Raw genomic sequence first — 25,692 nt, 5'->3', positions numbered from 1 at the left:
TCTGGTCTACTCAAAGTAATACAAACTGGTACTTTTGAATAATCCAATTAAACCTGAAAATTTACAACAACAAATATAGCAACAGTGAGTTTAAGGAGGTTGTCTCGTGTATATTCCAGCAGATTTTGAAGTGACTCAAATAGATGAGCTACATCAGCTCATACAGAATTATCCATTGGGTATTTTATTTACACATGGGATCAGTGGTTTAGATGCAAATCACTTACCCTTTGAGTTACAAGCCGATAATACTGAATTTGGCATATTGCATGCCCATGTCACTCGAAATAATCCTGTTTGGCAAGACCTGAAGAATGGCGATGAAGTGTTGGTGGTCTTTCGAGCTGGGGACGCGTATATATCACCGCAGTGGTATCCCAGTAAACAAGAGCATCATCAGCAAGTACCGACATGGAATTATCGAGTGGTACATGCTTATGGTCGTGTGGCTATTCGGGATGATGTACGTTATGTGCGTGGTGTGGTGGCACGTTTGACACGAACCCATGAAGCGGCGCAGCCAGAGCCATGGAAAATGTCGGATGCCCCGAAGGACTATCTTGAACCCATGCTAAAAGCAATTGTGGGGATTGAGATTGAAATTACTGAATTGCAAGGCAAATCGAAACTCGGCCAAAACAAAGAGCATCGAGATGTTCTCGGTGTGGCGAATGTACTGACAAAAACGGGACAGCTTGAGATAGCCGATGCAATGCATTTGATTGCCGGATCAAAAATCAACTCGATCTAGCCACAGATGATCCAACTTAACGAATTGAAATATAAGGAGTGAGCCATGCAGTGCTTAAAACCTATGGTTTTACAGGGTGAGAGAATTATATTAAAACCGCTTGAGTTTGAACATGCATCAGCACTGTGTGATGCAGTGCGTGATGGCGAGTTATGGAAATTGTGGTATACCCGCATTCCTTCACCTGAGCAGATGACGGCGGAAATTCAACGCCGCCTAGATTTACAGCAGATGGGGAGTATGTTGCCATTTACGGTGGAAGAACGAGACAGTGGTAGGCTGTTAGGGATGACGACTTTTATGAATATCGAAGCCGAGCACCGCCGTGTTGAAATTGGCTCAACATGGTATAGCCAGTCCGCGCAGCGTAGTTATGTCAATACGGAGTGTAAAAATCTTCTACTTTCGCATGCATTTGATACTTTGAATTGTATTGCGGTTGAGTTCCGTACGTCTTCTTTTAATTTTAAAAGTCGGGCTGCGATTGAACGTTTGGGAGCCAAATTAGATGGGGTACTTAGAAGCCATCAAATTGTGCAGAACGATATTTTAAGAGATACATATGTGTACAGTATCTTGAAAAGTGAATGGCCTGCGGTGCAGCAGCATTTGAGAGCACTCTTGAGCAAGTAATCATGTTCTGCCGATCTGATTCCTTTTAGCTGAGAAAAGTAATGTATAAAAAAGTGGCATTATTTTAATATGAAAATAATGCCACAGATGTACAACTAAATGATCACTGATATTAGACTCAAATTCACCAGTCGTACTTCAGACCCACTCTAAAGTTGGTCGGTGCTCCATAATAACTGTTGGTGGTCGATAGATGATATTTCTCATTAAACAGGTTATTTAAATTGAAATTCACTAACAGATTTTCATTGATCTTATAACGCGCCATCAAGTCAACCAATGCATAGCTGTCTTGTGTGAATCGAGCACCATTCGGTCCGCCATCTTGATAAATTTCACTTTGCCAGCGTAGCCCACCGCCTACTGTTAAAGCTTCATTGAGATAAGGTAGGGTATAAGTGGTAAATAATTTGGCTGTATTGTTTGGGATACTTGTATTTAAGTTTTTACCATCTTTGTCCTGAGAGAGATTTCGAGAAAAACTGGCGGAGAGCTGCCAAGTGTCCGTCAGTTTACCTGTAGTTTCTAACTCAAAACCTCGGCTTTTTGTCCCAGATTCTGTACGGTATGCTTGAGAGCCATTTGGTGCAGTTTTCCCTTCTATTGCAATGCTTTTATTGTCTTCTTGGGTTTGATAAATGGCAGCACCGAAGTTTAGTTGGTTATCAAAGAATTCACCTTTAATCCCCAGCTCTGTGCTATTTCCTACCAGTGGGTCGATATAGCTACCTGTGATGGTTTGCTTGTCTTGTGGTAAGAAAATATTGGTATAACTTGCATAACTTGTCCATTGCTCTGTTAAGTCATAAGTAATGCCCACATAAGGAATGAATTTATTTTTTTCTTCACGTTTTGAGGTCACGAGTTCTTGATTTGAGTTAGTGTAGTCTTTATCTGTACGTTGCCAATTTTCTACGCGTGTCCCTAAAATCATCGCTAGTGGATCTGCGAGTTTCAGACGTACTGCACCAAATACAGATTGGCTTTTCTCATCATTACTGTACCATCCACCAATCATTGTTTCAGGGCGAGTGGGGTTACGCCCATCCCATGCAAAGATGTTATCTAGTTCCCCATCCCATGCGTAGTTATTATTCCAGCTTGAATAGGTTGGACGTTTATTTTTACTTGTGGTGTAGGTGGTGCCTAAAACCATTTCATGGGTTTGGTTAAATAAGTCAAACGAGCCATTTAAAGTTAAGTTAAACAGGTCTTGAGTGGGTTCATAATCCCAGCGAGTTGCATAAATCATAGCTCCTGCGCCTGTTTGCTTATCAATACCACCTGAATAGACATAACCAACCACTTCATCAGAAGCGGTAATGGTTCTTGAGGCAACACCTTTAAGTTTCCAACGTTGGTTAAATTGGTGTTCAATATCAGCAAAATATGCAGTTGTTGTACGATTTGAGTAGGTCCAATCAGCAGCATTTGAGTCCGAGCGTGACCAATCAATTGAAGTACCATCGGTATAAAATGAAGGTAAACCACCACGGGCAATACCTGAAATATCCATCTGTTGGTAGCTGACACCTAAACTGGCTTTGGTTTTTTCTGTGAGGTCTGCCTCAACAACACCATAGGCAATTTTACGTTCTTCACTATAGCGGTCGATATAAGAGTCACCCGTTTGATAGGCTAAAACGGTACGTCCACGAATCGTGCCTGCTTGGTTTAATGGAGATGAGGCATCGACATCGGTACGATAGGTGTCCCATGAACCTGCGCTAGCGCTGACAGAGGCTTTAAAGTCTTGTAAGGGTTTCTTACGTACCATATTAATACTTGCACTGGCAGAGCCTGCACCTGTCATTAAACCATTGGCACCACGTACCACCTCAACACGGTCAAATAAAGCAGTGTCCTGACTTTGGAAAATACTACTATATGAACTCATCAGCTTTACGCCATCGAGCAAATAGTTATCAACCGTTTGACCACGTGCATAAATAGGCGAATTATCACTGCCGATGTTGCCGCTTTGGTTAATGGTTAAACCTGCGGCCTGTGAAACAACATCGGTCAATTGCGTCAGGTTTTGATCTTCCATTTGTTGGCGGGTAATAACACTCACCAATTGTGGCGTCTCTTTGAGTGAAAGTGCCAAACCCGTCGAGGCAGTGGTGGCTTTGGCTGCATAAGAACCGGAGCCTTCAGTTGTTAAGTTATTGCCTGAGTTTGCTTTTAAAGAAATAGTTTCCAGTTGAGCAGTTCCATCTGCACTGGTCACTTGACTACTGTTTGCACCTGAAGCGTTATTGGCTTGACTATGAATGGCTTCAAGTTGAACTTCTCTTGTTTGAACTTGAGCTCGTTGTCTTGATTGAATACTATAGCCGCCATTGTTGACTTTTACTGCAAGCAAAGCATGAGGTTGTAATAATGCAGCCAACGCTTGATCGACTGCATAATTACCTTTCAGCGACTTCGCTTGCAAATTTGAAAGAGCCTTTGAGTCATAGCTGATGGTTGTCCCTGTTTGGATTGCGAGTTGTTTTAGCGCCTCATCTAAAGGGAGTTGAGTAATATTCACAGGATACGTTGTGGCAGCATAAACAACAGTAGTAGCGAAGCTTCCTGCCATCAGTGGCATGCCCCATAAAACTGCGCGAATAGCCATCGCTAATCTACTTTTTGCCTGATAATCCTTCATGCGGTGTTCTCGACTGGGAGTGTATTTCTGTATAAGTCGAGTCAGCTCAAAAAAAGGGTCAAATTTTTATCTTTTTTTTATTTTTAATAAATAAGCACTGTAATAATCCAATTCAAGCTGATGGGTATAGGCCAAGTTCTCTAGACTTTGCTTTGGGTTTTTTAATGAAAATACCCCTGAAACACGAACTTTTTCTAACTCAGGATCGATAAAATAAGTTCCATTTTGATAACGATACAATTCATCCAATACTTTTTTAAGTGGCCATTGTTCTACAACCAGTAAATGTTGTGTCCAATAGGGTTGGTCATTTTGAAGCGGGTTGATGACTGAAATTGAGCTGGCATCAAAACTGGTACGTTGGCCTTGCTGTAAAAGTTTTCGTGTAGTTGTTTCAGCAGGGTATAAAGCTACTGAGTGTTCATAAACTTTAACTTTAGTGCGATGTCGGTCTTCTTGGCGAACGGTAAATTGCGTACCCAGTGCTTCAATTTTGCCATCTTGAGTAGTGACCATAAATGGACGATGCTGCGGATCTTTTGCCGTCTGAATATAAATTTCGCCTTCCACTAATTCAATTTGCCGAGTTTGTTTTGAAAAGTCGACATTCACATAACTGTTACTGGCTAAAATCAGCTTCGTACCATCTGCTAAAGGCACTGTTTTAATTTCACCCACTTGGGTATGGTAGTCGGCTTGCCACTTTGCCCAAGGCATACTATATGCACTTAAACCAAGGACTAAAAAGCCTGATAGCCCAAACAGCATATTGTGTTTTAAAGAAGTATTAAATTTTTGCTTAGACTCTACTAATGCATCAGGTTGGAAAGAGGAAGGTAAACCAGATAAACCTTGAGTAAAACGTTCGATTTGTGAAATAGCTAAAGCATGTTCCTTACTTTCAGACTTCCATTGCTCAAATTGCTGTAGTTGTATTTCGGTGATTTCCCCAGAATGAATCAGCACTAGCCAATCAGCGGCTGCATCTAAGATACTTTCAGGAAGGGGGGAAGGCTGTGACATAGCAGTTGTAAGGAAATCGATTAGTCGGTTGGATTATAAAGACTTATACAGGCTAAAAAAGCCTGCTTCATATCTCTTTTTACTGTTGCTTCAGAAATATTCAGCTTTTCGCTAATCACTCGATAGGTCAGACCATCTAACTGAGACAACAAAAAGACTTGAGATGTACGTGTCGGTAGTTTCTCAAGCATACGATGAACCTGATATAAGGTTTCTCGAATGCACACCTCATGTTCTGCCGAAGGGTAGTAGTTTTCTGGTAGCTGTGCCAACGCATCTAAATACAACCTTTCAACATGCTGATGCCGCCAGTGATCAATGATCACATGTTTAGCAATACCTATGAGCCATGCTTGAGGCTCTTTAATTTTTTCAAAACAATATTCACTTTTCAGAGCACGATAAAACACTTCCTGACTCAGGTCTTCAGACTGATGGTGGTGTTGCAGTTTGTGTTTGAACCATGACAACAAGGTTGTTTGATGGGTGTTGTAGAGATGACTAAACCACAATTTTTTTTGGACATTTAAGTTCATATTTTTAACTCATGACCCTAGAACAATATCCTGAATCTCAGCAGTAAAAGTGGGATAAAGAAATGAAAGGTTGAATATTAATGATAATCATTATTAAATGCAATTACAAATAGCAACATTTAGCGTGAGCTGTTTTTTGTTTTCATCCGTCTTATTAATAGATATGCGTGATTTGGGATAGGAAGTTTCAATTTTTTAAATACTTAATTTGATCAAATTTTAAAAAATTGTATGGATCTTCCGATTTTGAACAGTATGTGTTGGGCGAGAATTTTTTGTAATGAATAGGAAATGTAATGAGTGAGCCATTGAACAATAACAACCCAACAAAACATTTTCTTTATCGTCGAACACTTTGGATTGGATTCATCATTGTCATTTTATTGTTAGGCATGGGAGGGCTGTATTGGAAAAAAGCTATGTCTCAACCTAGCGAAGAATATAGTCAATGGGATAAACCTGTGCCTGTACGTATCGTTCCTGTACATCGACAAGACTTACAGGTGGAAATTAAAGCCATCGGTACAGTTGTTCCGACCCATACAGTGAATGTGCAAACTCAGGTCTCAGGCGTTCTCAAGCAGATTTATTTTAAAGAAGGTCAGACTGTCCAGAAAGGGCAACTTCTTGCTCAAGTTGACCCTGCACCATTTCAGGTAGCTCTGGCACAAGCAGAGGGGACACAACAGCAAAACTTAGCTCAATTAAGAAATGCAGAAACGGAGTTAGCACGTTATCAACTGCTGTTTAAGCAAGACTCAATTGCTAAACAACAAGTTGAGCAACAGCACGCTTTAGTCAATCAGTTGAAAGGGCAAATACAGGCCAATCGTGCACAGGTAGATGCAGCCAAATTACAATTGTCTTATACCAAAATTTATTCACCGATTAATGGTCGAGTTGGTTTTCAGCAGAAAGATGCAGGTAATTTAATTCAGGCCAATGACACGACAGGTTTGGTCAGCATCACCCAAGTTCACCCCATTTATGTACAGTTTTCAGTTGCGGAACATGATCTAGCTCATTTGCGTAACAACATGAAACAGGGACATCAAATACCAGTTAAGGCATGGGATAAAGCAGAACAAAAGCAACTTGCGGTTGGGCATGTACAAGCTTTGGATAACCAGATTGACGCCAATACAGGCACATTAAAGATCAAGGCCATTTTTGATAATCGTGATGATGTTTTATTTCCCAATCAGTTTGTTAATGTTCGTTTAAATGCGCATACCGTTCAAGATGCCATCAGTATTCCGAGTGATGCCGTGCAACATGGGGCCAAAGGCACCTATGTGTATATCGTCAATTCGCAGAAAAAAGCAGAAATTCGGATGCTCACTCTGGGTTTAAGTTCTAATGGGCAGATTCAAGTTTTAACAGGCTTAAACGGTACGGAGCAGGTGGTTTTAGAAGGGATTGATCGCCTTGCAGAAGGCAAAGAAGTTCAAATTGTCTCGGATCAACCTCAAGCCATGGCCACATCAAAACCTGCTGTTGGATAAGACATGAATATTTCAAAGTTCTTTATTATCCGTCCAGTCGCAACCACGCTGTTGATGCTGGCATTGCTGTTTAGTGGGTTATTGGTTTGGCGGCTTTTGCCAGTGTCAGCCTTACCACAGGTCGACTATCCCATTATTCAGGTTTATACCTTTCAGCCTGGGGCAAACCCTGACACGGTACAACGGACTATCACCGCACCGCTTGAACGGGAAATGGGCAAAATTGCGGGCTTAAAGCAAATGTCTTCGCAAAGTTCTGTCGGGGCGTCTGTCATTACCTTACAGTTTGAGTTAAGTGCTGAACTAGGTGTAGTGGAGCAAGAAGTACAATCTGCACTAAGTACTGCCAGCAGTAAATTACCAAGTGATTTGCCAACGCCACCTGTATATAGAAAGGTCAATCCAGCCGATGTGCCTGTCATTACCTTAGCAATTAGTTCAGAAACTTTACCTCTCACCACGGTTTATGACATGGTGGATACTCGGGTGGCTCAAAAGCTTTCTCAACTCACGGGTGTAGGTATGGTGAGCCTTGCTGGTGGGCAACGACCAGCGATACGGGTGCAAATGAATCCTGCTGCGCTTGCCGCTTATAAAATGAGTGCCGAAAATGTCCGCACCGCCATCAATGCCGCCAATGCCAGTCAACCCAAAGGCAGTTTTGATGGGCCCTATCGCAGTACTATGCTGGATGCCAATGATCAAATTCGTTCAATTGGTGACTATGAAAACCTCATATTACGCTGGAATAACGGTGCGCCGATTCGATTAAAAGATGTGGCACAGGTGATTGAAGGCAGTGAAGACCGCTATATGGCGGCATGGGCAGACAGTCAAGCCGCTATTTTGGTGAATGTACAGCGTCAACCGAATGCCAACGTGATTCAAGTGGCCGATCAGATTAAACAGCTGTTGCCTGAGCTGCAAAAGAACCTACCCGACAATGTCAAAATTCGAGTACTGACCGACCGTACTGAGAGTATTCGTAGTTCGATCCACGATGTGCAAAAGGAATTGGTTTTTGCAGTTTGTTTAGTGGTGATGGTGACTTTTCTCTTTCTAAGAAACTTATCAGCCACCATTATTCCGAGTATTGCTGTTCCACTGTCGATCATTGGTACGTTTGTACTGATGTATTTTTTAGGTTTTTCAGTCAATAACCTGACCTTGATGGCGCTGACCATTGCCACAGGCTTTGTGGTGGATGATGCGATTGTGATGTTGGAAAATATTGCACGACATCGTGAAGCTGGTGAAAGTCTGATGCAAGCGGCACTCAAAGGGTCGAAGGAAATTGGTTTTACGCTCATTTCTTTAACCATTTCATTGATTGCAGTTCTCATTCCACTGTTGTTTATGGGCGATGTGGTGGGGCGATTGTTCCACGAGTTTGCGGTGACTTTGGCAGCTGCAATAGCAATTTCTTTAGTTGTCTCTTTAACCTTAACGCCGATGATGTGCGCTTATTTACTCAAAGGCAAAGCATCATTAAAAGAAACAGAGCATCAAACTTCAGCCAATAGATGGAGTCTGGATAGCATCATTCAGCAGTATGGAAAAGCTTTGCAATGGGTATTTCAGCATCAGACCCTGACACTGGCCGTTATGCTGAGTACAGTGTTACTCGCAGGTTTTTTGTATTGGATGATTCCGAAAGGCTTCTTCCCTGTGCAGGACAGTGGCGTTATCCAAGTAGTGACCGAAGCGCCAGACGATATTTCATTTCAAGCCATGAGTGAGCGCCAGCAAGCATTAGCGGCTGAAATTTTAAAAGATCCCTCTGTTGAAAGTCTATCTTCGTTTATTGGAATTGATGCCAATAACCCGAAACTTAGTAATGGTCGAATTCTTATTAACTTAAAATCACATGCAGAACGAGAGGGTGCAGATCAAGTCATGTCACGTCTGCGTGGAGAGTTGGGCCATGTTCAGGGTATTCACGCTTGGATGCAACCTGTGCAGGAGTTAAGTATTGAAGATAAAGTTAGTCGTACTCAATATCAGCTCAGTTTGACGTCAGCAAAAAACACAGACTTAGCGTTATGGACACCCGTCTTGGTAGATGCTTTACGCCAACAACCTGAGTTTGCAGAAGTGAGTAGCGAAGACGGTGGGCAAGGTTTACAGGCGTATATTGATGTCAATCGAGATGCAGCAGCGAGATTCGGCTTAACGGTAGAAGACATTAGTTTGGCTTTGCAAAATCTATTTGCACAGCGGCAAATTGCGACTCTATATACCCAGTCGAATCAGTACCGCATTGTCCTAGAGCTGGCGCCAGAATTAACTCAAGGGATACAAGCTTTAGAGCAAACCTATCTCCATAATGCCAGCGGAGAGCCGATTTTACTCAGTTCTGTGGCAAGCATTGTGCAAAAACGAGTCCCGATTATTTTACAGCAACAAGCTCAATTTCCTGCCAACGGTATTTCTTTCAACCTTGCAACAGGCGTAGCTTTGGGAGATGCCATTCAAGCCATTCAACGTGTAGAGCAGCAGCTCAATTTACCTGCTGAAGTTAAACTTCAGCTACAAGGGGCTGCTACTGCATTTGAAAACTCGCAACAGCATACCTTTTGGTTGGTGATCGCCGCGATTGTGACCATGTATATCGTGCTTGGGATGTTGTATGAGAGCTTTATTCATCCCATCACTATTCTTTCAACCTTACCATCTGCGGCAATCGGGGCCTTATTGGCGCTGTTTATGGTCGGTCGACCACTCGATATGATTGCTTTAATCGGCATTATTTTATTGATCGGTTTGGTGAAGAAAAATGGCATCATGATGGTGGACTTTGCCTTGGCAGCACAGCGTCAAGAGGGTCTTTCGCCTCAGCAAGCGATTTATCAGGCGGCGTTGATGCGATTCCGCCCCATTTTAATGACGACACTGGCGGCATTGGTTGGTGCTATTCCACTGATGTTGGCATCAGGTTCAGGGGCTGAATTACGTCAGCCTCTAGGAATTGTCATGGTTGGTGGTTTGATTTTAAGTCAGGTACTGACGCTATTTACCACACCTGTGGTTTATTTATTTTTTGATCGTTTACAGCATGCTTTTCAAAAGCCGAAGTTGCCTTTCGTTGAACTTGATGAAACAAGGAGCGAGTCTTGAAACTGCTCTCTGCTTTGGTTCATCGTCCTGTTACTAGTGTGTTACTGGGCATCGCAATTGTGTTGCTTGGTGTATTGGCGTATTTCCGCTTACCCGTGGCGTCCTTACCTCAGGCAGATATTCCGACCATCGTGGTGCGAGCCAGTTTACCTGGGGCAAGTCCTGAAAGTATGTCGGCGACGGTTGCAACACCTTTAGAACGGGCCATGATGGGCGTTTCTGGGGTAAAAGCAATTAACTCTTCCAGTAGTCAAAATACAACGCAAGTGACTTTGCACTTTGACTTAGAGACCGATATTAATGAGGCGGCACGAGAAGTACAGGCGGCCATTAATGTTGCAATGTCACAGCTTCCATCAGGAATGCCTAGCCCACCTGAATATTTCAAGGTTAATCCAAGCCAAAGCCCAATTTTTTATTTGGCATTGAGTTCAGCGCATTTATCTGCGGGTAAATTATATGAAATTGCCAGCAATCAACTCCAGCCCAATCTTGCGCAGATAAGTGGAGTTGGTGAGGTTGAAATTGATGGCGCGTCTATGCCTGCGGTGCGGATCACCTTAAATCCGAATGCACTCATTGCACAGGGCGTTTCATTGGAACAAGTCCGTACTGCAATTGAAAAAAGTAATACAGTACAGGCATTGGGCGTGGTTGAAACCGATCAACTTCGTTGGCAAGTTGCACTATCGAATGATTTAAAACAAGCGCAAGATTTTGCCAACTTGGTGATTCATCGTAATGCTCAAGCCATTGTGCGTTTAAAAGATGTGGCTGAGGTGCAAGATTCTGTTGAAAACCGCTATGTCAGTGGTTTTCATAATGGTCATCCTGCGGTGATTATCAAAATTAGCCGTCAACCCAATGCCAATACCGTGGAGACCATTGATCAAATCAAAGAAAAACTGCCTGAATTAAAATCACTGATTCCCGCAGATGCGCAATTGACTACGGTGATGGATGGTTCTGAAATCATTCGCGCAGGTTTAGCGGAAGCCCGAGATACACTGTTGTTTTCCATGCTGTTGGTCATTATTGTCGTTGCCTTAATATTAGGGCGTATGCAAAGTGCTCTTGTGCCGGGTATTGCCATGCTGGTGACTTTGGTCGGGGCGTGTAGTTTGGTGTATTTGGCAGGCTTTTCGCTCAATAACCTCTCCATTATGGCGGTGATTGTCGCTATTGGCTTGGTGGTGGATGATGCGATTGTGGTGCTGGAAAACATTGAGCGTCATATTGAGCAGGGAGATTCTCCTGTACAGGCTGCCATTAAAGGGATTCAGGAGGTGGGGCTGACTTTAGTGGCCATGAATTTGGCTTTGGTGGTGATTTTCATTTCAGTGCTGTTTATGGGCGGTGTGATTGAGCGGCTGTTCCGCGAGTTTTCACTGACCTTAGTTTTTATTGTAGTGTTGTCTGTTTTTGTTTCCTTGGTCCTAACACCAAGCTTATCTGCACGTTGTTTAAAACCGTTAGAGAGCGACCAACATCAGCCTTTATATCAATTTAGCCATCGTTGCATGCAGCAGTTCAATCATGCTTATTTAACATCTTTAAAATGGATGCTAGCACATGGCTATGTCGTGATTTTATTTTGGCTAGGTGCGATTGGGGCTTCATTCTATGTTTATCAGCACCTGCCTAAACGGGTATTGCCTGAGCAAGATACAGGACGGGTTGAGGCTTTTATTCGTGGTGATGACGGGTTTTCCTTTCAAATTATGCAACCCAAAATTGCAGCCTTTAGTGAAAGCTTGTTGAGTGACCCTGCTGTAAAAGATGTGGTTGGAACCTCAGGCGGAGCAGGCGGAACCACCAATTCTTTTTTCATGGTGAGTTTAAAACCCAAAGCAGAGCGTGAGGGGCAAAGCTCACATGCCATTGTCGAGCGTATCAAACAAAATGCGCCGTGGCAGGCTGGGGCAATTTTCTCAGCGCGTGTAGAACAAGAGTTAGAACTGGATGATCCTTTTTCAAGTGGCAGTGGCCAAGATTATATGCTGCTACTACAGTCAGATGATGTTGCACAGCTGCGCCAATGGGTACCGAAAGTCGCGCAGGCCATGCAAAAACTGCCTGAACTTGAAGAAGTGGAAACCATGGGGGATGAAGGCGCGCAGCATGTTACCCTAGATGTAGACCGTGAAGCGGCACGCCGTTTGGGTGTTGATATTGAAAGCATTTCAAGTGTACTGAACAACTCATTTTCACAGCGCCAGATTTCAACCATTTATGATCAGACCCAACAGTTTCATGTGGTCATGGAGGTAAATAGGTACTTCACGGAACATCCTGAATCCTTAGCCAATGTACAAGTTCCCAACAAAGAGGGACAGGCTGTGCCGCTACGTAACTTTGCGACATGGTCTTATGGAATTACCAATGATCGAGTGTATAGACGTAATCAATATGCCGCTATGGGTATTGGTTATGTGGTGAAACAGGGCTATAGCTATGAACAGGCCGATGCCGCGATCCGATCTGTCCTCACTGAAGTGATGTTGCCAAACAACGTTTTTATGACCACGGACAAAGATGTAGAAGCAGAAAGTTTACAAGCGGGATTAAGTACGCCTTTACTGATTCTTGCAGTGATTTTGTTGATTTATATCGTGCTTGGGGTGACCTATGAAAGTGTGGTTCATCCGTTAACGATTTTATCGACCATCCCTGCTGTGGCTTTAGGCGCATTGTTGACCTTATGGATATTTAATTTTGAGTTTACCCTGATTGCATTGTTGGGCATGTTTTTACTCATTGGTATCGTGGTGAAAAATGCCATTTTATTGATTGACTTTACGTTATATGAACGGCGTGCAGGAAAGTCGGCATATCAAGCTGTATTGTCTGCGGCGGCTCTGCGTTTTCGCCCGATTTTAATGACCAATACCGCAGCATTATTGGGTGCAATTCCGCTGGCTTGTAGTTGGGGTGAGGGGGCTGAGTTACGTCAGCCTTTGGGTGTGGTCATTGTGGGCGGCTTAGCGCTTGGGCAGCTCTTAACTTTGTACACAACGCCTGTTTTGTATTTGCTCTTTGAAAAATGGGCTGAATCTTGTTCGAGATTTAAACGTAAATTTGTGCTGCAAAGCTTAGGCAAATAGATAGAGAAATAGGAAAATAGAATGTCAGGTTTGGTTTATAAAAATGTCTTCAGCCTAAGTTGTGTGTTGTTGTTGACTGCGTGTAGTTCTACGGCGGTCGTACGCCCTCCCGAATATAAAACACCGCTGATTCATGTAGATGAGCAATATAAATATGCTGCGCTCAATTGGACAGAAACAGCAGGCTTAAAAGGCGCGACAGTCGCATGGTGGGACATTTATCAAGACATTGTTTTAAGCCAACTGCTGCAACAGTTAAATGCAGAAAACTTAAATTTGAAACAGGCTGAGGCACGTTATAGACAAGCCAATGCTTTACTTGAACAGCAAAAAGCCAGTCGTTCTGTCAGTCTAAGCTTAGAAGGTGCTGCCAAGCGTAATGGCGCAAAGTATACATCTCCAAACAGTCAGTTTAGCACAGGGGTTCAGGCCAGCTGGATTCCCGATGTTTGGGGACGTGTGGCGAAAGCGATAGATGGACAACAGGCAAATTTAGAAGCAGTGCAGGCGGACTTAGCCGCAGTAAAGTTGAATCAACAGTTATTGGCGACTGAGGCTTATTGGAACATTCGTGTTTTGGATGCGCAACTTGATGTATTACAGCAAACCCAAAAAAGTTACATACGTTCAGTGCAAATTTTAAAAAACCAATATACAGCAGGGATGATTGCGCGGGCAGATGTGATACAGGCAGAAACGCAGTTGAAACAAGTGCAAATACAGCAGATTGAAATGCAGCGTGAACGTAATTTACAGGAAAATGTGCTGGCAGTCTTGCAGGGTAAAAGCGTAGCTCAGTTTCAATTGGTAAAACGTCAGCAAGGTTTGAGTATTCCTACTGTACCCACGCAGCTACCCAGTCGTTTACTCATGCAACGTCCCGACGTGATTCGTGCAGAGCGGGAACTTGCGAGTACACATGCACAGTTGGGTTTAGCGCAAACAGCTTGGTTGCCAGATATTAGTATTGGTCTTAATGCAAGTTTAAATAGCCAAGTGTTAGGTCAGCTGTTCCAAGCCCCTGCATATTTATGGTCTACGGGACTAGAAGCTGCTTCGGTTATTTTTGATGGTGGAAAACGGCAAGCTGAAATTGCCCAAGCGCGGGCAAGTTATGATGAAAAATTAGCAGCCTATAAGCAAGCTGTACTTACGGGCTGGAAGGAAGTTGATGATGCTTTAATGCAAACTTCAAGTTTGAAACAACAACAACTGGAGCAAGCTCAGTTACTGCAACTGACTAAAGAAAATGAACAAGTGGTGATGCGACGTTATAACGCAGGTTTAGTCAGTTATTTGGAAGTGGTCACGGCGCAGAATTTAAGGCTGCAAGCTGAACAGAGCACATTAGAGTTACAACAAATGCAATTAAAAAATACAGCGCAATTAATGACTGCTTTGGGTGGAAATATTTCCTAACGCCTTGGTTTTTTCACATGGTTATTGGCCCAAACGAAATTAAGCCTTACATCTTGGGCATCAGATGTAAGGCTTATGCTATTTATTTGAAAGTAACAATAAAATAGAAAGTATGTGCTATTGAACACGAACTTTTATGACACACCGTTTATAAAAACAGTGCGCCTGACATTGCTCCAAAGAGCATGACCCACAGTGGATGAATTTTTTTAACTAAACTTAAACCAGTAGCGACGATAACGATTGCAATGAGTAACCAGTTCTGAGCAGATGCTGCGGCAATAATATAGGCACTGACCAAAACCAAGCCGACAGTAATTGGTTTCAGTGCTTTTTCAAACATGCTACGTAGTGGGTGATCCTTACACTGATTCCAAAACTTGAGTGCAAATATAGTCAGTACAGAAGAGGGCCCAAACTTCGCCAATGAAGTCACGAACAGTCCAGCAGGTCCAGCCACATGCCAGCCGACCAGTGGCACAATCATCATGTTGGGGCCCGGAGCAGCTTGAGCCATGGCAAACATGGTACTGAACTCTGTGGCAGTAAGCCAACGATGCACTTCAACCACTTGATGTTGCATTTCAGGCAAAATGGCATTGCCGCCACCAAAGGCCAGTATAGAAAGCTGGGTAAAAACGATGGCTAAGGTGATTAAAATCATGCGTTTTTTCCTCTTTTTTTCAAGCTTAAGACTGCGACATTGATGCTCACTAAGATCAGTAATGTCAGTGCCAATGGAATTTTAATAATCAGCATAAAGACAATGGTCAGCGCAATGGTAAAGATCGTGAGGTAACTTTTCAGAATGGGTTTCAACATCTTTAAACCCATGGCAAACAGTAAACCTGCTGCTGCCGCTGCTAGACCCTGTATCATGTGCTGAATCATGGGGATACTTTGAAATTGGCTATAGAGCTGATACAGCAAAATCACAATCACCGTCGGTGCAAAAATTAACCCGAGAACGGCACTGATAGCACCTTTAACTCCCTGAAACTCATAGCCAATCGCAACAGCCATATTAATGATGTTTCCACCGGGGAGGATTTGACAGACACCCAATAAGTGCGTGAACTCTTCTGTGTTGAGCCATTTTTGGTCTTCTACAACCATTTGGTGCGCAAGTGGCAGTACGCCACCAAAGCCCATGAGTCCCAGCTTCATAAAGCCTGCAAAAAGTTCCCGAGAGCTCGGGTGGCTTATTTGTTCAGCAGGGAGTACTTCAGTGTTCATGTCCTTCACCTTTTGTGGAATATGCCCAGTATGAACCTGTAGACATATGTTGAAAAATGCTATTTTTGACGTTATATATACTGAAAAAGTATGTTTAATAGGGCAGACATGATCGATATTCATAAACTCAGAGCATTTGTTGCAGTGGTAGAAGAAAGTAATATTTCGCATGCTGCTGTTCGTTTGAATATGCAACAACCACCGTTGACACGGATTATCAAAAGCTTGGAAGAAGAGCTGAATGCTCAACTGTTAAAGCGTTTGCCACGTGGTGTTGAGGTAACGGAAGCGGGCAAGGTTTTGTACAAAGAAGCCCTTGCGATATTGGCGCATGCACAGTTAATTCCTAAACGTGTGCAGGATATTTCTTTGGGGGTCGAAGGTCAGATTAATATTGGCTTTACCAACTCGGTTGGCTTACATCCTTTTTTACCGGCCTTGCTGCGTAACTTTCGGGAAACTTTTCCACGTGTTTCAATTCATCTGGAAGAAGATGGCAGTAGCTCGCTGATAGACTCCATTAGTAATGAAAAAAATGACATTGTGTTCTTACGCAAACCTGCACCGATTGGCCTTGGTTTAACCAGTCTACATGTATTAGATGAACCGCTCATTGTGGCTTTACCCAACAATCATCCTTTGGCTGAACAAGCCGAACCGATTCACTTGCTGGATCTTGAACCGCATGATTTTGTGTTGTATCGACGTTTAGCAGGGCAAGATTTATTCGATAATATTTTGGCCAGTTGTTACCAAGCTGGATTTAGTCCCAAAATTGTACAAGAAGCGCCACGTTTAACCTCGAGTTTAAACTTGATTGCTGCGGGGATTGGTTTATCCATCGTGCCTGAGGCCATCCGTGACTTTTGGAATAAGCAGATTGTTTATAAAGCACTCAAGGCGAACAATCCATGTATTGCGCCGATTTATGCAGTGTATAAAGAAAATATAGACAATGTCCGTTTGCAACACATCTTAAAGTTATTGCAATAATCTGTTGAATATTGAGCACCTTATTCTGCCTGACAAGAGCCGGCTTAAAGTGCTAAGGTAGAGTGATGATGTGTTGTATTTAAAGTTTTATACCTATAACGAATGCTCGTACGGAGCAAAATATAATATTTAGCAATATGAGGTGTTTAACCCATGCTTTTTAATAAGGTTTCTTTTGCACTCACGGCTCTACTTTCTTCCACTGTGGTAATGATAAGTGGTTGTGCAACCAGTCTGTCTAGCACCGCTTCAAACACACAACAACAGGCGCAAAATGCCTTATTGGTCTATGGTGGCCCCATTTTAACCATGCAAGGCATGCAGCCCAGCTATGTCGATGCCATGTTAATTCAAGACGGAAAGATTCGTTATACAGGCACATTGTCTGAGGCTGAAAAGCTTGCGCCACAGGCGAAACGCTTAAACTTGAATAACAATACCGTCATCCCAGGCATCATTGATGCCCATAGTCATTTAAACTCTGTCGGTATGCAGCAAACTGTGGCAAATTTATATCCGCCGCCAGATGGCAAGGTGGTGAGTATTGCCACACTTATCCAAGAAATGAAGGCGTGGGCGAAGCAAAATCCAACTTTTGTCCAAGCGACTTCTGGCTGGATTATTGGCAATGGTTATGATGATGCCCAGCTACAAGAGAAAACCCATCCGACAGCCACAGATTTAGATCAGATTTCAACGACTCAACCGGTGCTGATTTTGCATCAGTCTGGACATTTGGCCTCTGTGAATCACAAAGCGCTAGAGTTGTTAGGCATTAATGAAAAAAGTAGTAACCCCAGTGGTGGTGTGATTCGACGTGTGGTGGGGACCAATATTCCGAATGGTGTACTGGAAGAAAGTGTTGTGATTGAGGCCATGTTACAGGCGTTTAAAACGGTCCCACCTGAAATGATGCAGCAGATGGCGTTGACTGCGGTACAAACCTATATGAAAAATGGTTACACCACGGTACAAGAAGGACGGGCTGATCGTGGTACTTCAGAACTTTGGCGCAGTTTGGCCAATCAAAACAAATTAGCCATCGATGTCGTTGCTTATCCTGATATCAGTTCAGAACAGGCGTATATGCTCGAAAAAGGTGTAAGCAAAAACTATGTCAATCACTTTAGAATTGGTGGCGTGAAAATTAGCTTAGATGGTTCACCCCAAGGTAAAACAGCGTGGTTAACAGAACCTTATGTGGTTCCACCTGAAGGGAAAGATAAGAACTATCGTGGCTATCCTGCATTTCCAGAGCAGAAAACAGTTCAGCACATGATTGATTTGGCTTTTCAACAACAATGGCCAATTTTGGCACATGCCAATGGTGATGCCGCGATTGATCAATACCTTAATGTGATTGCCAATGCACAAAAGAAATATGATGCCTCACAGCGACGAGATGTGATTATTCATGCGCAAACCATGCGAGAGGATCAACTGGATCGGGCGAAACAGCTTCACTTGATCCCCTCATTTTTTTCTTTGCATACCTACTACTGGGGCGACTGGCATGTAGTACAAACCTTAGGTGAAAAGCGTGCTGAACACATCTCACCAACAGGTTCGGCCTTAAGAAAAGGCATGATTTTCACCGAGCATCATGATGCACCTGTTATCCCACCGAAAAGCATGATGGTGTTGGATGCAACGGTTAATCGCATCACGCGAACAGGCAAAGTTTTGGGTGAGGCTCAAAAAGTTAGCCCGTATATCGCACTTAAAACGATGACGGACTGGGCTGCATATCAGTATTTTGAAGAAGATATCAAAGGCACATTAAGTACTGGGAAATACGGTGACTTTGTTGTTTTAAGTGACAATCCAATCACAATTGATCCGTCTAAAATCAAAGACATCAAAGTTCTTGCAACCTATAAGCAAGGACAGTTGGTTTATCAAAGATAAAGTTGTTTAGCGGCTTGTAAACCTGCGACTGAAAAGGTCATGAGATGTTTGACTAAAAGTGCAGGTTCAAGCTTGGAGACATTTTTAAGTGGGCTTGGACCATTTGCATCTGCCAAAATCAGCATCATACAAGGCGCGACGGTGCTGAGTACACAAGGCAAAAGTGCAGGATGATTTTCATCGATACCTGAAACTTGGCTAATAATTTTTTTAACCAAAAGAAACTTTCGCGCACCATCATTTTGCATAAACGTGTATAGGTGGGTGGTCGGTGAAAAAAGTTCACGAACAAACACCTTGCTATGCCAGACATCGGTTTCAACCAGCTTACCGATCAGGCTTCCAAAAAAAGCTTCCAGTTTTTCAGTGGGCGTTTTAGAGCTGTTAAGCAAGGTTAAGAGTTCTTGTTCATCAATATAATGCGTATGTGCTTCGGCAAGTACGGCACGATATAAGCCATCACGACCATCGAAGTGATAGTTAATGGCAGCTAAATCGACTTCGGCCAGCTTGGCAATGGCTTTACTCGTGGTTTTTGCAAAACCATCCTGAGCAATTAGGCGGCCAGCAGCATCCAAAATTTTCGATTTGGTTAAATCACCATCGCTACGTCCAGCTCTAGACATTATTTACTCTGCATCAAAATTTAGACTTGAAGTATATCTTTCTTAACTGAATTGTTATAGTTTAAATTAAATTTAAACTTGTATTAAAACTAAGCAAAGGTTTGGTGTACATGAACAAAAGTAAGTTCATACTGCTGGTTGGGGTATTGCTCATTGCTGTAGCGGCTGCATTTTTGTGGTTCAGTCGAGACAAAGCCGATCCCGATCATCTGGTGTTATATGGCAATGTTGATATTCGACAAGTCTCGCTAGCATTTGAAACGGCTGGGCGCATTCAAAGCTTGGCTGTTCAAGAAGGTGATCGCGTTCAAAAAGGTCAGGTTCTTGCCGAACTAAATACCGAATCGCTGATTATACAAGCACAGCAAGCCCAAGCACAGTTACACGTTCAACAGCAAACTTTAAATGAGCAAGCTGCGGGCAATCGACCTGAAGAGATTACCCAAGCGAAAGCGAAAGTACAGTCTGCCCAAGCCCAATTTGAAAATGCCGATAAACAATATCAACGTTTAAATGTCTTAAATCGGAGTACTGCGGGTCAAGCGGTGAGTAAGCAAGAAGTTGATGCTGCAAAAAGCAATATGAAAATGGCGGAAGCAGCTGTCGGTGAAACAAAAGCCAACCTAGAGCTACTTTTGAAAGGTGCACGCACAGAAGATCGTGAAGCGGCTAAAGCACAATATGAATCGACCAAGGCCAATCTTGATTTGATTGATTACCAAATTACGCAAAGTAAGCTGCTGGCACCTGTGAATGGCGTAATTCGTGCACGTTTACAAGAAGTCGGCGACATGACGACTTCAAACAAGTCCGTCTATACCATTGCCCTGATCCATCCTAAGTGGGTGCGTGTTTATGCCAGTGAAACGGATCTTGGACATATCAATATGGGCGCAGCAGCCCAAGTCCTTCGTGACTCACAGCCGAATCAGCCCATCACAGGAAAAATTGGTTATATCTCATCTGTCGCTGAATTTACCCCGAAAACGGTACAGACTGAAGATATCCGCACGACTTTGGTTTATGAAGTCCGTATTTATGTCGATGACCCGAATGACCAACTGAAAATGGGACAGCCTGTGACGGTGCACATAGCAAAATCATCTCATCTAACTGCCACGAACAATCCTTAAGGAATGGTAGTAAGTCGATGTCATTAGAGAGCGTTGTGATTGCCACAGATTTAAACAAAACCTTTCAAGCAGAACAAAAAGGTTTGGATGATGTTCAGGCTTTGCAAGGCATAAATATGCAGATCAAGGCAGGGCAACTGACGGCTTTGGTCGGGCCTGATGGTGCTGGTAAAACCACATTTTTAAGATTGATCGCAGGTTTATATGAGCCAACCACTGGAAGCTTAAAAGTCTTAGGAATGGATGTCGCCAAAGATCCACAATCTGTGCAAGATCGTATCAGCTACATGCCGCAAAAGTTTGGTTTGTATGAAGACCTCAGTATTCAAGAAAATTTAGACTTGTATGCGGATTTGCATGGCGTGCCAATGGACGTTCGCAAGGAGCGTTTTGCACGTTTGCTCAAGATTACCGACTTGGCGCGCTTTACTGAACGTCCCGCAGGAAAACTCTCTGGGGGTATGAAGCAGAAGTTAGGTTTGGCCTGCACTTTAGTGCGTTCACCTGAACTATTGCTGTTGGATGAACCAAGTGTGGGTGTTGATCCACTCTCACGCCGTGATTTGTGGATCATCATTGAACAGTTGGTGAGGGAGGAGAACTTGAGTGTCATCCTCAGTACGGCGTATATGGATGAAGCTGAGCGCTGCCATCAGGTTTATGTCATGTTGGATGGGCAAGTCTTAAAGCAAGGCACACCTGACGAACTGACGGCTCAGGCACAGGGACAAACATGGCAAGTAAAACCCAGTCCCAACATGAAGGCGCGGGTGTTACAAGCACATTTACTCGATAATCAACATTATATTGCCGATGCAGTTCCCAAAGGAGATGTAGTGCGTTTTATTACGCGAACTGAAAGCCTCATACTTCCAGCAGATCTTTTGCCCAAAGGCGTTGTTACAGAACCAAGAGCAGCAGATCTAGAAGATGCATTTATGTTGCTTTTACACGAGGCGAAACATATTCAAAAAACGGTATTGGCACAGGAAAATTTAGCTTTAGACCCTTCAAAATCATGGATAGAAAACTCTGATCCACCACAAGTTAAAACAGAGCAGAATGTAAAACAGCAGCTCGAGAAACCTGTGATTGTGGTGAAGGATTTGGTACGCACTTTTGGCGACTTTACCGCCGTAGCCAGTACCTCGTTTGATGTATCTCGAGGCGAAATTTTTGGTTTACTTGGCCCCAATGGTGCAGGCAAGACCACGACGTTTCGTATGCTCTGTGGCTTACTGCCCGCCAGCAGTGGTGTGTTGGAAGTGGCAGGCATGAATTTGCGTACAGCTCGTGCGCAGGCAAGGGCAAAAATTGGTTATGTATCGCAGAAGTTTGCCCTGTATGGCAATTTGAGCGTACTGGATAATCTAAAGTTTTTTGGTGGCGCTTATGGCTTATCGGGCAAACAGTTAAAGCAGAAAATTGATAAAGCGTTGCTTCAGTTTGAACTTAAGCCACATGCTAAAAGCGGTGATCTACCAAATGGTTTTAAACAGCGTTTGTCGATGGCAGCAGCACTGTTACATCAGCCTGAAATTGTATTTTTGGATGAACCGACCAGTGGTATTGATCCATTAGCAAGGCGCTCTTTTTGGTACACCATTGGAGAGCTAGCGAACCAAGGCATGACCATTATTGTGACTACACACTTTATGGAAGAAGCTGAATATTGTGATCGGATTGCGATTCAAGATGCAGGGAAATTGTTGGCGATTGGCACACCTCAACAGATTCGTGGGATGGCACAGTTAGAGGGTGTAAATGATATGAATGGCGCTTTTATTGCCATCGTTGAACATTCCCGTGCAGACATGCAGGCTCATTGAGGAGCGTCACATGAATCATTTCTCAGCTTTCTGGACACGACTGTTTGCTTTGACACGTAAAGAATCCAAACAGCTGCTTCGTGATAAAAGCAGTATGGCGATCGGTTTAATTTTACCGATTATTTTAATTTTACTGTTTGGTTATGGACTGTCTTTCGACTAAACCAACGGACGCGTCGGGGTGGTGGAGCAACAACCCACACCACAGAGTCAGCAACTGATGAGTGGGCTAAACGGCTCTAAATACATTACTGTAAAGCACTATCCAAGTTTTAGCCAAGCTGAAGCTGCAATGGGCAATGCGGAAATTGATGCCATCGTCAATATACCCAGCAACTTTGCGGAGCAATATGCAAAGGGAGTGGGTGCTGTTCAGGTCATTACGAATGGCCGTTCGACCAGTATTGCTTCGGCTTTGCAGGGTTATATTACCAGTGCGCTCAATACCACCAGTTTGATACAAACAGACCGAACCAATGCAGCTTCGGTGGGTGGCATTATCACGGTTGAACAACGTATGTGGTTTAACGAGTCTGCAAATAGCACATGGTTTTTAGTGCCGGGTTTAACTGTCCTAATTTTGACCTTGGTTGGCGCATTTTTAACTGGCTTGCTGATTGCACGAGAGCGCGAGCGTGGCACTTTAGAAGCATTATATGTTACGCCCGTACGTCCTCTAGAAATTGTACTTTCAAAACTGGCGCCTTATATCGTGATTGGGATGATCGATATTGTGATGTGCTTAGTTGCAGCACATGTTCTGTTTGATGTACCCATTCGCGCATCACTGCTCTCTGTCATGAGCGCTTCTTTTTTATATTTAATGGTGTCGTTACTGCTGGGTCTGATGATTTCAGGCCTATCAAAAAGTCAGTTTCAAGCCAGTCAGATGGCACTACTGGCCAGCTTCATGCCCGCTTTGATGCTTTCAGGTTTTGTGTTCGATACACGAAACTTACCGCTAATTGTGCAAATCATCAGCAATGTTTTACCGGCAACGCACTATATGACTTTGATTAAAACGCTATTACTCGGTGGTGATGATTGGTCTTTATGGTTCAAAGAATGTGGCATTTTATTGATCTATATCGTGCTATTCACGGTAATGACCGCGCGTACGCTGAAAAAGCTTTTGGGCTAGCGAAAGGAAAAATGGTGTTATGGCAACGTTAATACGCTGGTTTCGTTATCTTTGGGTGCTGATCCGAAAAGAGTTTTTAGCCATTTTAGTCGATCCTGCCAATCGGGTGACCTTAATCGCGCCTGTATTTATCCAAGCGGTCTTGTTTGGTTATGCCGCAAGTTATGATGTGAATCATGTTGATTATGCTGTGCTGGATCAAAGCCGAAGCCAAAGCTCACAACAAGTTTTAGCACATTTAGATGGTTCAGGAATTTTTAAACGAACAGCAGATTTGCAAAATAATCAACAAATCCAACAGGTGATTAATGATCGAACAGCCTTGGCGGTCATCATCATTCCTGCTGACTTTGAGGATAAGCTCAATAATCAAGAGTCTACGCCGATTCAAGTGATTCTAGATGGGAGAAACTCATCGACCGCAAGTATGGCGGGCTCCTACATCAGCAGTGTGGTGGGGCAGGTCAATCAAGAACGTTTGGGAACCAACTCCGCGATCACGGTACAAGCGCGGACATGGTATAACCCGAATGTCGAGTCGAGATGGGGCATCATGCCATCTCTTATTGCAACTTTAAGTATGATGCAGACACTGTTACTTTCGGCACTTTCAGTAGCACGCGAGCGTGAACAAGGGACTTTTGATCAGCTCTTAGTTACACCCTATACCCCGACGCAGATTATGATTGGTAAGGCGATTCCGCCGATTATTATTGGAGTTATTCAATCTTCCATTATTTTAGCGATTATTCTGTTCTGGTTTCAGATCCCGATGAATGGCTCCTTGATCTTACTGTATTTTGGATTATTTGCCTTTAATATTGCCGTTGTGGGTGTAGGACTGTCGATTTCAGCAATTGCACTCAATATGCAACAAGCCATGCTGTATACTTTCTTTTTGATTATGCCTTTGACTCTTTTATCTGGTTTACTAACTCCTGTACAAAATATGCCAGAAGTGTTGAATTGGCTGACTTTTGCCAACCCGCTACGCTTTGGCATAGACTTGGTACAACGGGTGTATTTGGAAGGTGCGAGTTTTGCGCAAGTGAAATGGGACTTTGTACCAATGTTAATATTAGCCATAATTACCTTGCCTTTGGCTGCGTGGTTATTTAGAAATCGTTTGTCATAATAGAGTGATATCTTTATGTTTCTCTTATCGATACAGACTGTGATTCGGCGTTTGACGTTAAATAATGCAATCAATATCGGTTCATGATTAAAAAAAACGATTTTTGCATTGTATTTCTAGCTTAAGCTTTTTATTATTGCCCGCTTGTTTTCGCGATCAGCTTGGAATGGAACCTTGAGTAATTTTCTAACCGAACACCTGATTCATCGAGATGAAGACTTTATGGTCATCCATAAGCCTGCAGGTATACTCACCGTTCCGGGGAAGACAGAAGACTTACAAGATTGTATGATCAATCGTTTAGTCAAACTAGAACCTAAAACACTACTGATCCACCGTCTTGATCGTGATACCTCAGGTATCTTGGTTTTTGGTCTCAGCCGTTGGGGACAAAAATCCATTTCTCGTCAGTTTCAAGAGCGCCAAACCGATAAAACCTATCAAGCGATTGTGGTTGGTCATTTAGATGGTCAGGGCACTGTTGATGTGCCTGTGATTTATGATCCATCCCGTCCACCGTTACATATTGCAGAGCCCAGTCATAACAAGCCTGCTGTGACGGAGTGGAAATCCATTGAACATTTTGAAATACAGGGTCAGCCCGTGACTCGTGTGGCGCTCACCCCCATTACAGGGCGTTCACATCAACTTCGTGTACATATGCAGTTTTTAGGTCATCCTATCGTGGGAGATACGCTCTATGCTGCGCCTGACCAGCAAGATTTGATGCCGCGTTTGTGTTTACACGCAGAGCGTTTGAGTTTTCATCATCCCCAAACCAATGAACGTATCGAATTTATTTGTCCAGTACCATTTTAAGTACGTGGAATCATCAAATTTGCTCACTTTTTTAGTGAGCTTTATGTCAAAATATATTGCTTAAAGGTGTATAATTTTGCTCAAATATCAAACAATGTTTGAGTGTTAAATTTGCAGTCCTAACTTGTAGA

18 protein-coding genes and 1 pseudogene are annotated in these 25,692 nt (G+C 43.2%); 13 read left to right on the top strand and 6 right to left on the bottom strand.

The genetic code is table 11. From position 1 onward, the window contains the following. Positions 1-106 precede the first annotated feature (106 nt). Both WH214_RS05060 and WH214_RS05055 read left to right on the top strand, forming a co-directional pair. A complete protein-coding gene (locus WH214_RS05060) occupies positions 107-751 on the top strand; it encodes an FMN-binding negative transcriptional regulator (protein ID WP_336957432.1) in 645 nt (214 codons plus the stop codon). 45 nt (positions 752-796) lie between these two features. Continuing rightward, on the top strand, positions 797-1,384 hold the full coding sequence (locus WH214_RS05055; RefSeq protein WP_339422919.1) for a GNAT family N-acetyltransferase: 588 nt from the start codon (positions 797-799) through the stop codon (positions 1,382-1,384). A 124-nt stretch (positions 1,385-1,508) separates the two neighbouring features. Here the strand turns inward: WH214_RS05055 and WH214_RS05050 are convergent, their stop codons facing one another. The 3 genes from WH214_RS05050 to WH214_RS05040 all read right to left on the bottom strand — a co-directional run bounded on the left by WH214_RS05050 (position 1,509) and on the right by WH214_RS05040 (position 5,596). Beyond that, entirely contained in the window at positions 1,509-4,037 is a 2,529-nt protein-coding gene (locus WH214_RS05050) for a TonB-dependent siderophore receptor (protein WP_339422918.1), read from the bottom strand. Positions 4,038-4,103: 66 nt separating this feature from the next. Further along, on the bottom strand, positions 4,104-5,060 hold the full coding sequence (locus WH214_RS05045) for a FecR family protein (protein ID WP_336957429.1): 957 nt from the start codon (positions 5,058-5,060) through the stop codon (positions 4,104-4,106). A gap of 20 nt (positions 5,061-5,080) precedes the next feature. Next, positions 5,081-5,596, bottom strand: coding sequence for a sigma-70 family RNA polymerase sigma factor (locus WH214_RS05040; protein WP_336957427.1), 516 nt, complete (start codon positions 5,594-5,596; stop codon positions 5,081-5,083). Between the two features lie 296 nt (positions 5,597-5,892). Between WH214_RS05040 and WH214_RS05035 the strand changes: the two genes are divergently transcribed. The 4 genes from WH214_RS05035 to WH214_RS05020 are packed head-to-tail and all read left to right on the top strand — an operon-like array spanning position 5,893 to position 14,741. Further along, a complete protein-coding gene (locus WH214_RS05035; RefSeq protein WP_339422917.1) occupies positions 5,893-7,101 on the top strand; it encodes an efflux RND transporter periplasmic adaptor subunit in 1,209 nt (402 codons plus the stop codon). Between the two features lie 3 nt (positions 7,102-7,104). Continuing rightward, complete coding sequence (locus WH214_RS05030; RefSeq protein WP_339422916.1) at positions 7,105-10,218, top strand: multidrug efflux RND transporter permease subunit; 3,114 nt, start codon at positions 7,105-7,107, stop codon at positions 10,216-10,218. Beyond that, positions 10,215-13,322 (top strand): efflux RND transporter permease subunit, encoded by a 3,108-nt coding sequence (locus WH214_RS05025; protein ID WP_339422915.1) that lies wholly within the window; start codon positions 10,215-10,217, stop codon positions 13,320-13,322. Before WH214_RS05030 ends, WH214_RS05025 begins: the two co-directional genes overlap by 4 nt. 21 nt (positions 13,323-13,343) lie before the next feature. Next, positions 13,344-14,741: an efflux transporter outer membrane subunit gene (locus WH214_RS05020; protein ID WP_339422914.1), complete on the top strand. Its 1,398-nt coding sequence runs from the start codon at positions 13,344-13,346 to the stop codon at positions 14,739-14,741. 148 nt (positions 14,742-14,889) lie between these two features. Here WH214_RS05020 and WH214_RS05015 read toward each other — a convergent pair whose 3' ends face one another. Further along, on the bottom strand, positions 14,890-15,405 hold the full coding sequence (locus WH214_RS05015) for a chromate transporter (protein ID WP_339422913.1): 516 nt from the start codon (positions 15,403-15,405) through the stop codon (positions 14,890-14,892). Continuing rightward, entirely contained in the window at positions 15,402-15,977 is a 576-nt protein-coding gene (locus WH214_RS05010) for a chromate transporter (RefSeq protein ID WP_339422912.1), read from the bottom strand. Before WH214_RS05010 ends, WH214_RS05015 begins: the two co-directional genes overlap by 4 nt. A 108-nt stretch (positions 15,978-16,085) precedes the next feature. On the opposite strand from WH214_RS05010, the gene WH214_RS05005 reads away from it, so the two are divergent. Continuing rightward, on the top strand, positions 16,086-16,970 hold the full coding sequence (locus WH214_RS05005) for a LysR family transcriptional regulator (RefSeq protein ID WP_087527897.1): 885 nt from the start codon (positions 16,086-16,088) through the stop codon (positions 16,968-16,970). Positions 16,971-17,123: 153 nt separating this feature from the next. Next, positions 17,124-18,878 carry an amidohydrolase gene (locus tag WH214_RS05000; RefSeq protein ID WP_339422911.1) on the top strand — a complete coding sequence of 585 codons (1,755 nt, stop codon included), beginning with the start codon at positions 17,124-17,126 and terminating at the stop codon, positions 18,876-18,878. Here the strand turns inward: WH214_RS05000 and WH214_RS04995 are convergent. Then, positions 18,869-19,504 (bottom strand): CerR family C-terminal domain-containing protein, encoded by a 636-nt coding sequence (locus tag WH214_RS04995; RefSeq protein ID WP_339422910.1) that lies wholly within the window; start codon positions 19,502-19,504, stop codon positions 18,869-18,871. The two genes, WH214_RS05000 and WH214_RS04995, sit on opposite strands and share 10 nt — an antisense overlap. Positions 19,505-19,614: 110 nt before the next feature. Here WH214_RS04995 and WH214_RS04990 point away from each other — a divergent pair, with 110 nt between their 5' ends. The 5 genes and pseudogenes from WH214_RS04990 (at position 19,615) to WH214_RS04970 (ending at position 25,561) form a co-directional block, all read left to right on the top strand. Further along, positions 19,615-20,637, top strand: coding sequence for an HlyD family efflux transporter periplasmic adaptor subunit (locus tag WH214_RS04990; protein WP_339422909.1), 1,023 nt, complete (start codon positions 19,615-19,617; stop codon positions 20,635-20,637). A gap of 17 nt (positions 20,638-20,654) precedes the next feature. Beyond that, a complete protein-coding gene (locus WH214_RS04985) occupies positions 20,655-22,466 on the top strand; it encodes an ATP-binding cassette domain-containing protein (protein WP_339422908.1) in 1,812 nt (603 codons plus the stop codon). Positions 22,467-22,476: 10 nt separating this feature from the next. Continuing rightward, positions 22,477-23,607, top strand: a pseudogene (locus WH214_RS04980) (ABC transporter permease). A 19-nt stretch (positions 23,608-23,626) separates the two neighbouring features. Beyond that, positions 23,627-24,742 (top strand): ABC transporter permease, encoded by a 1,116-nt coding sequence (locus WH214_RS04975; protein WP_339422906.1) that lies wholly within the window; start codon positions 23,627-23,629, stop codon positions 24,740-24,742. A 174-nt stretch (positions 24,743-24,916) separates the two neighbouring features. Beyond that, positions 24,917-25,561 carry an RluA family pseudouridine synthase gene (locus WH214_RS04970; protein ID WP_445206350.1) on the top strand — a complete coding sequence of 215 codons (645 nt, stop codon included), beginning with the start codon at positions 24,917-24,919 and terminating at the stop codon, positions 25,559-25,561. The last annotated feature ends 131 nt before the right edge of the window (positions 25,562-25,692 follow it).

The organism is Acinetobacter sp. MYb191 (genome assembly GCF_037572605.1).
In the GTDB taxonomy this organism is placed as follows: Bacteria; Pseudomonadota; Gammaproteobacteria; order Pseudomonadales; family Moraxellaceae; genus Acinetobacter; species Acinetobacter johnsonii.
This window is presented reverse-complemented; position numbering and strand designations above follow the sequence as displayed.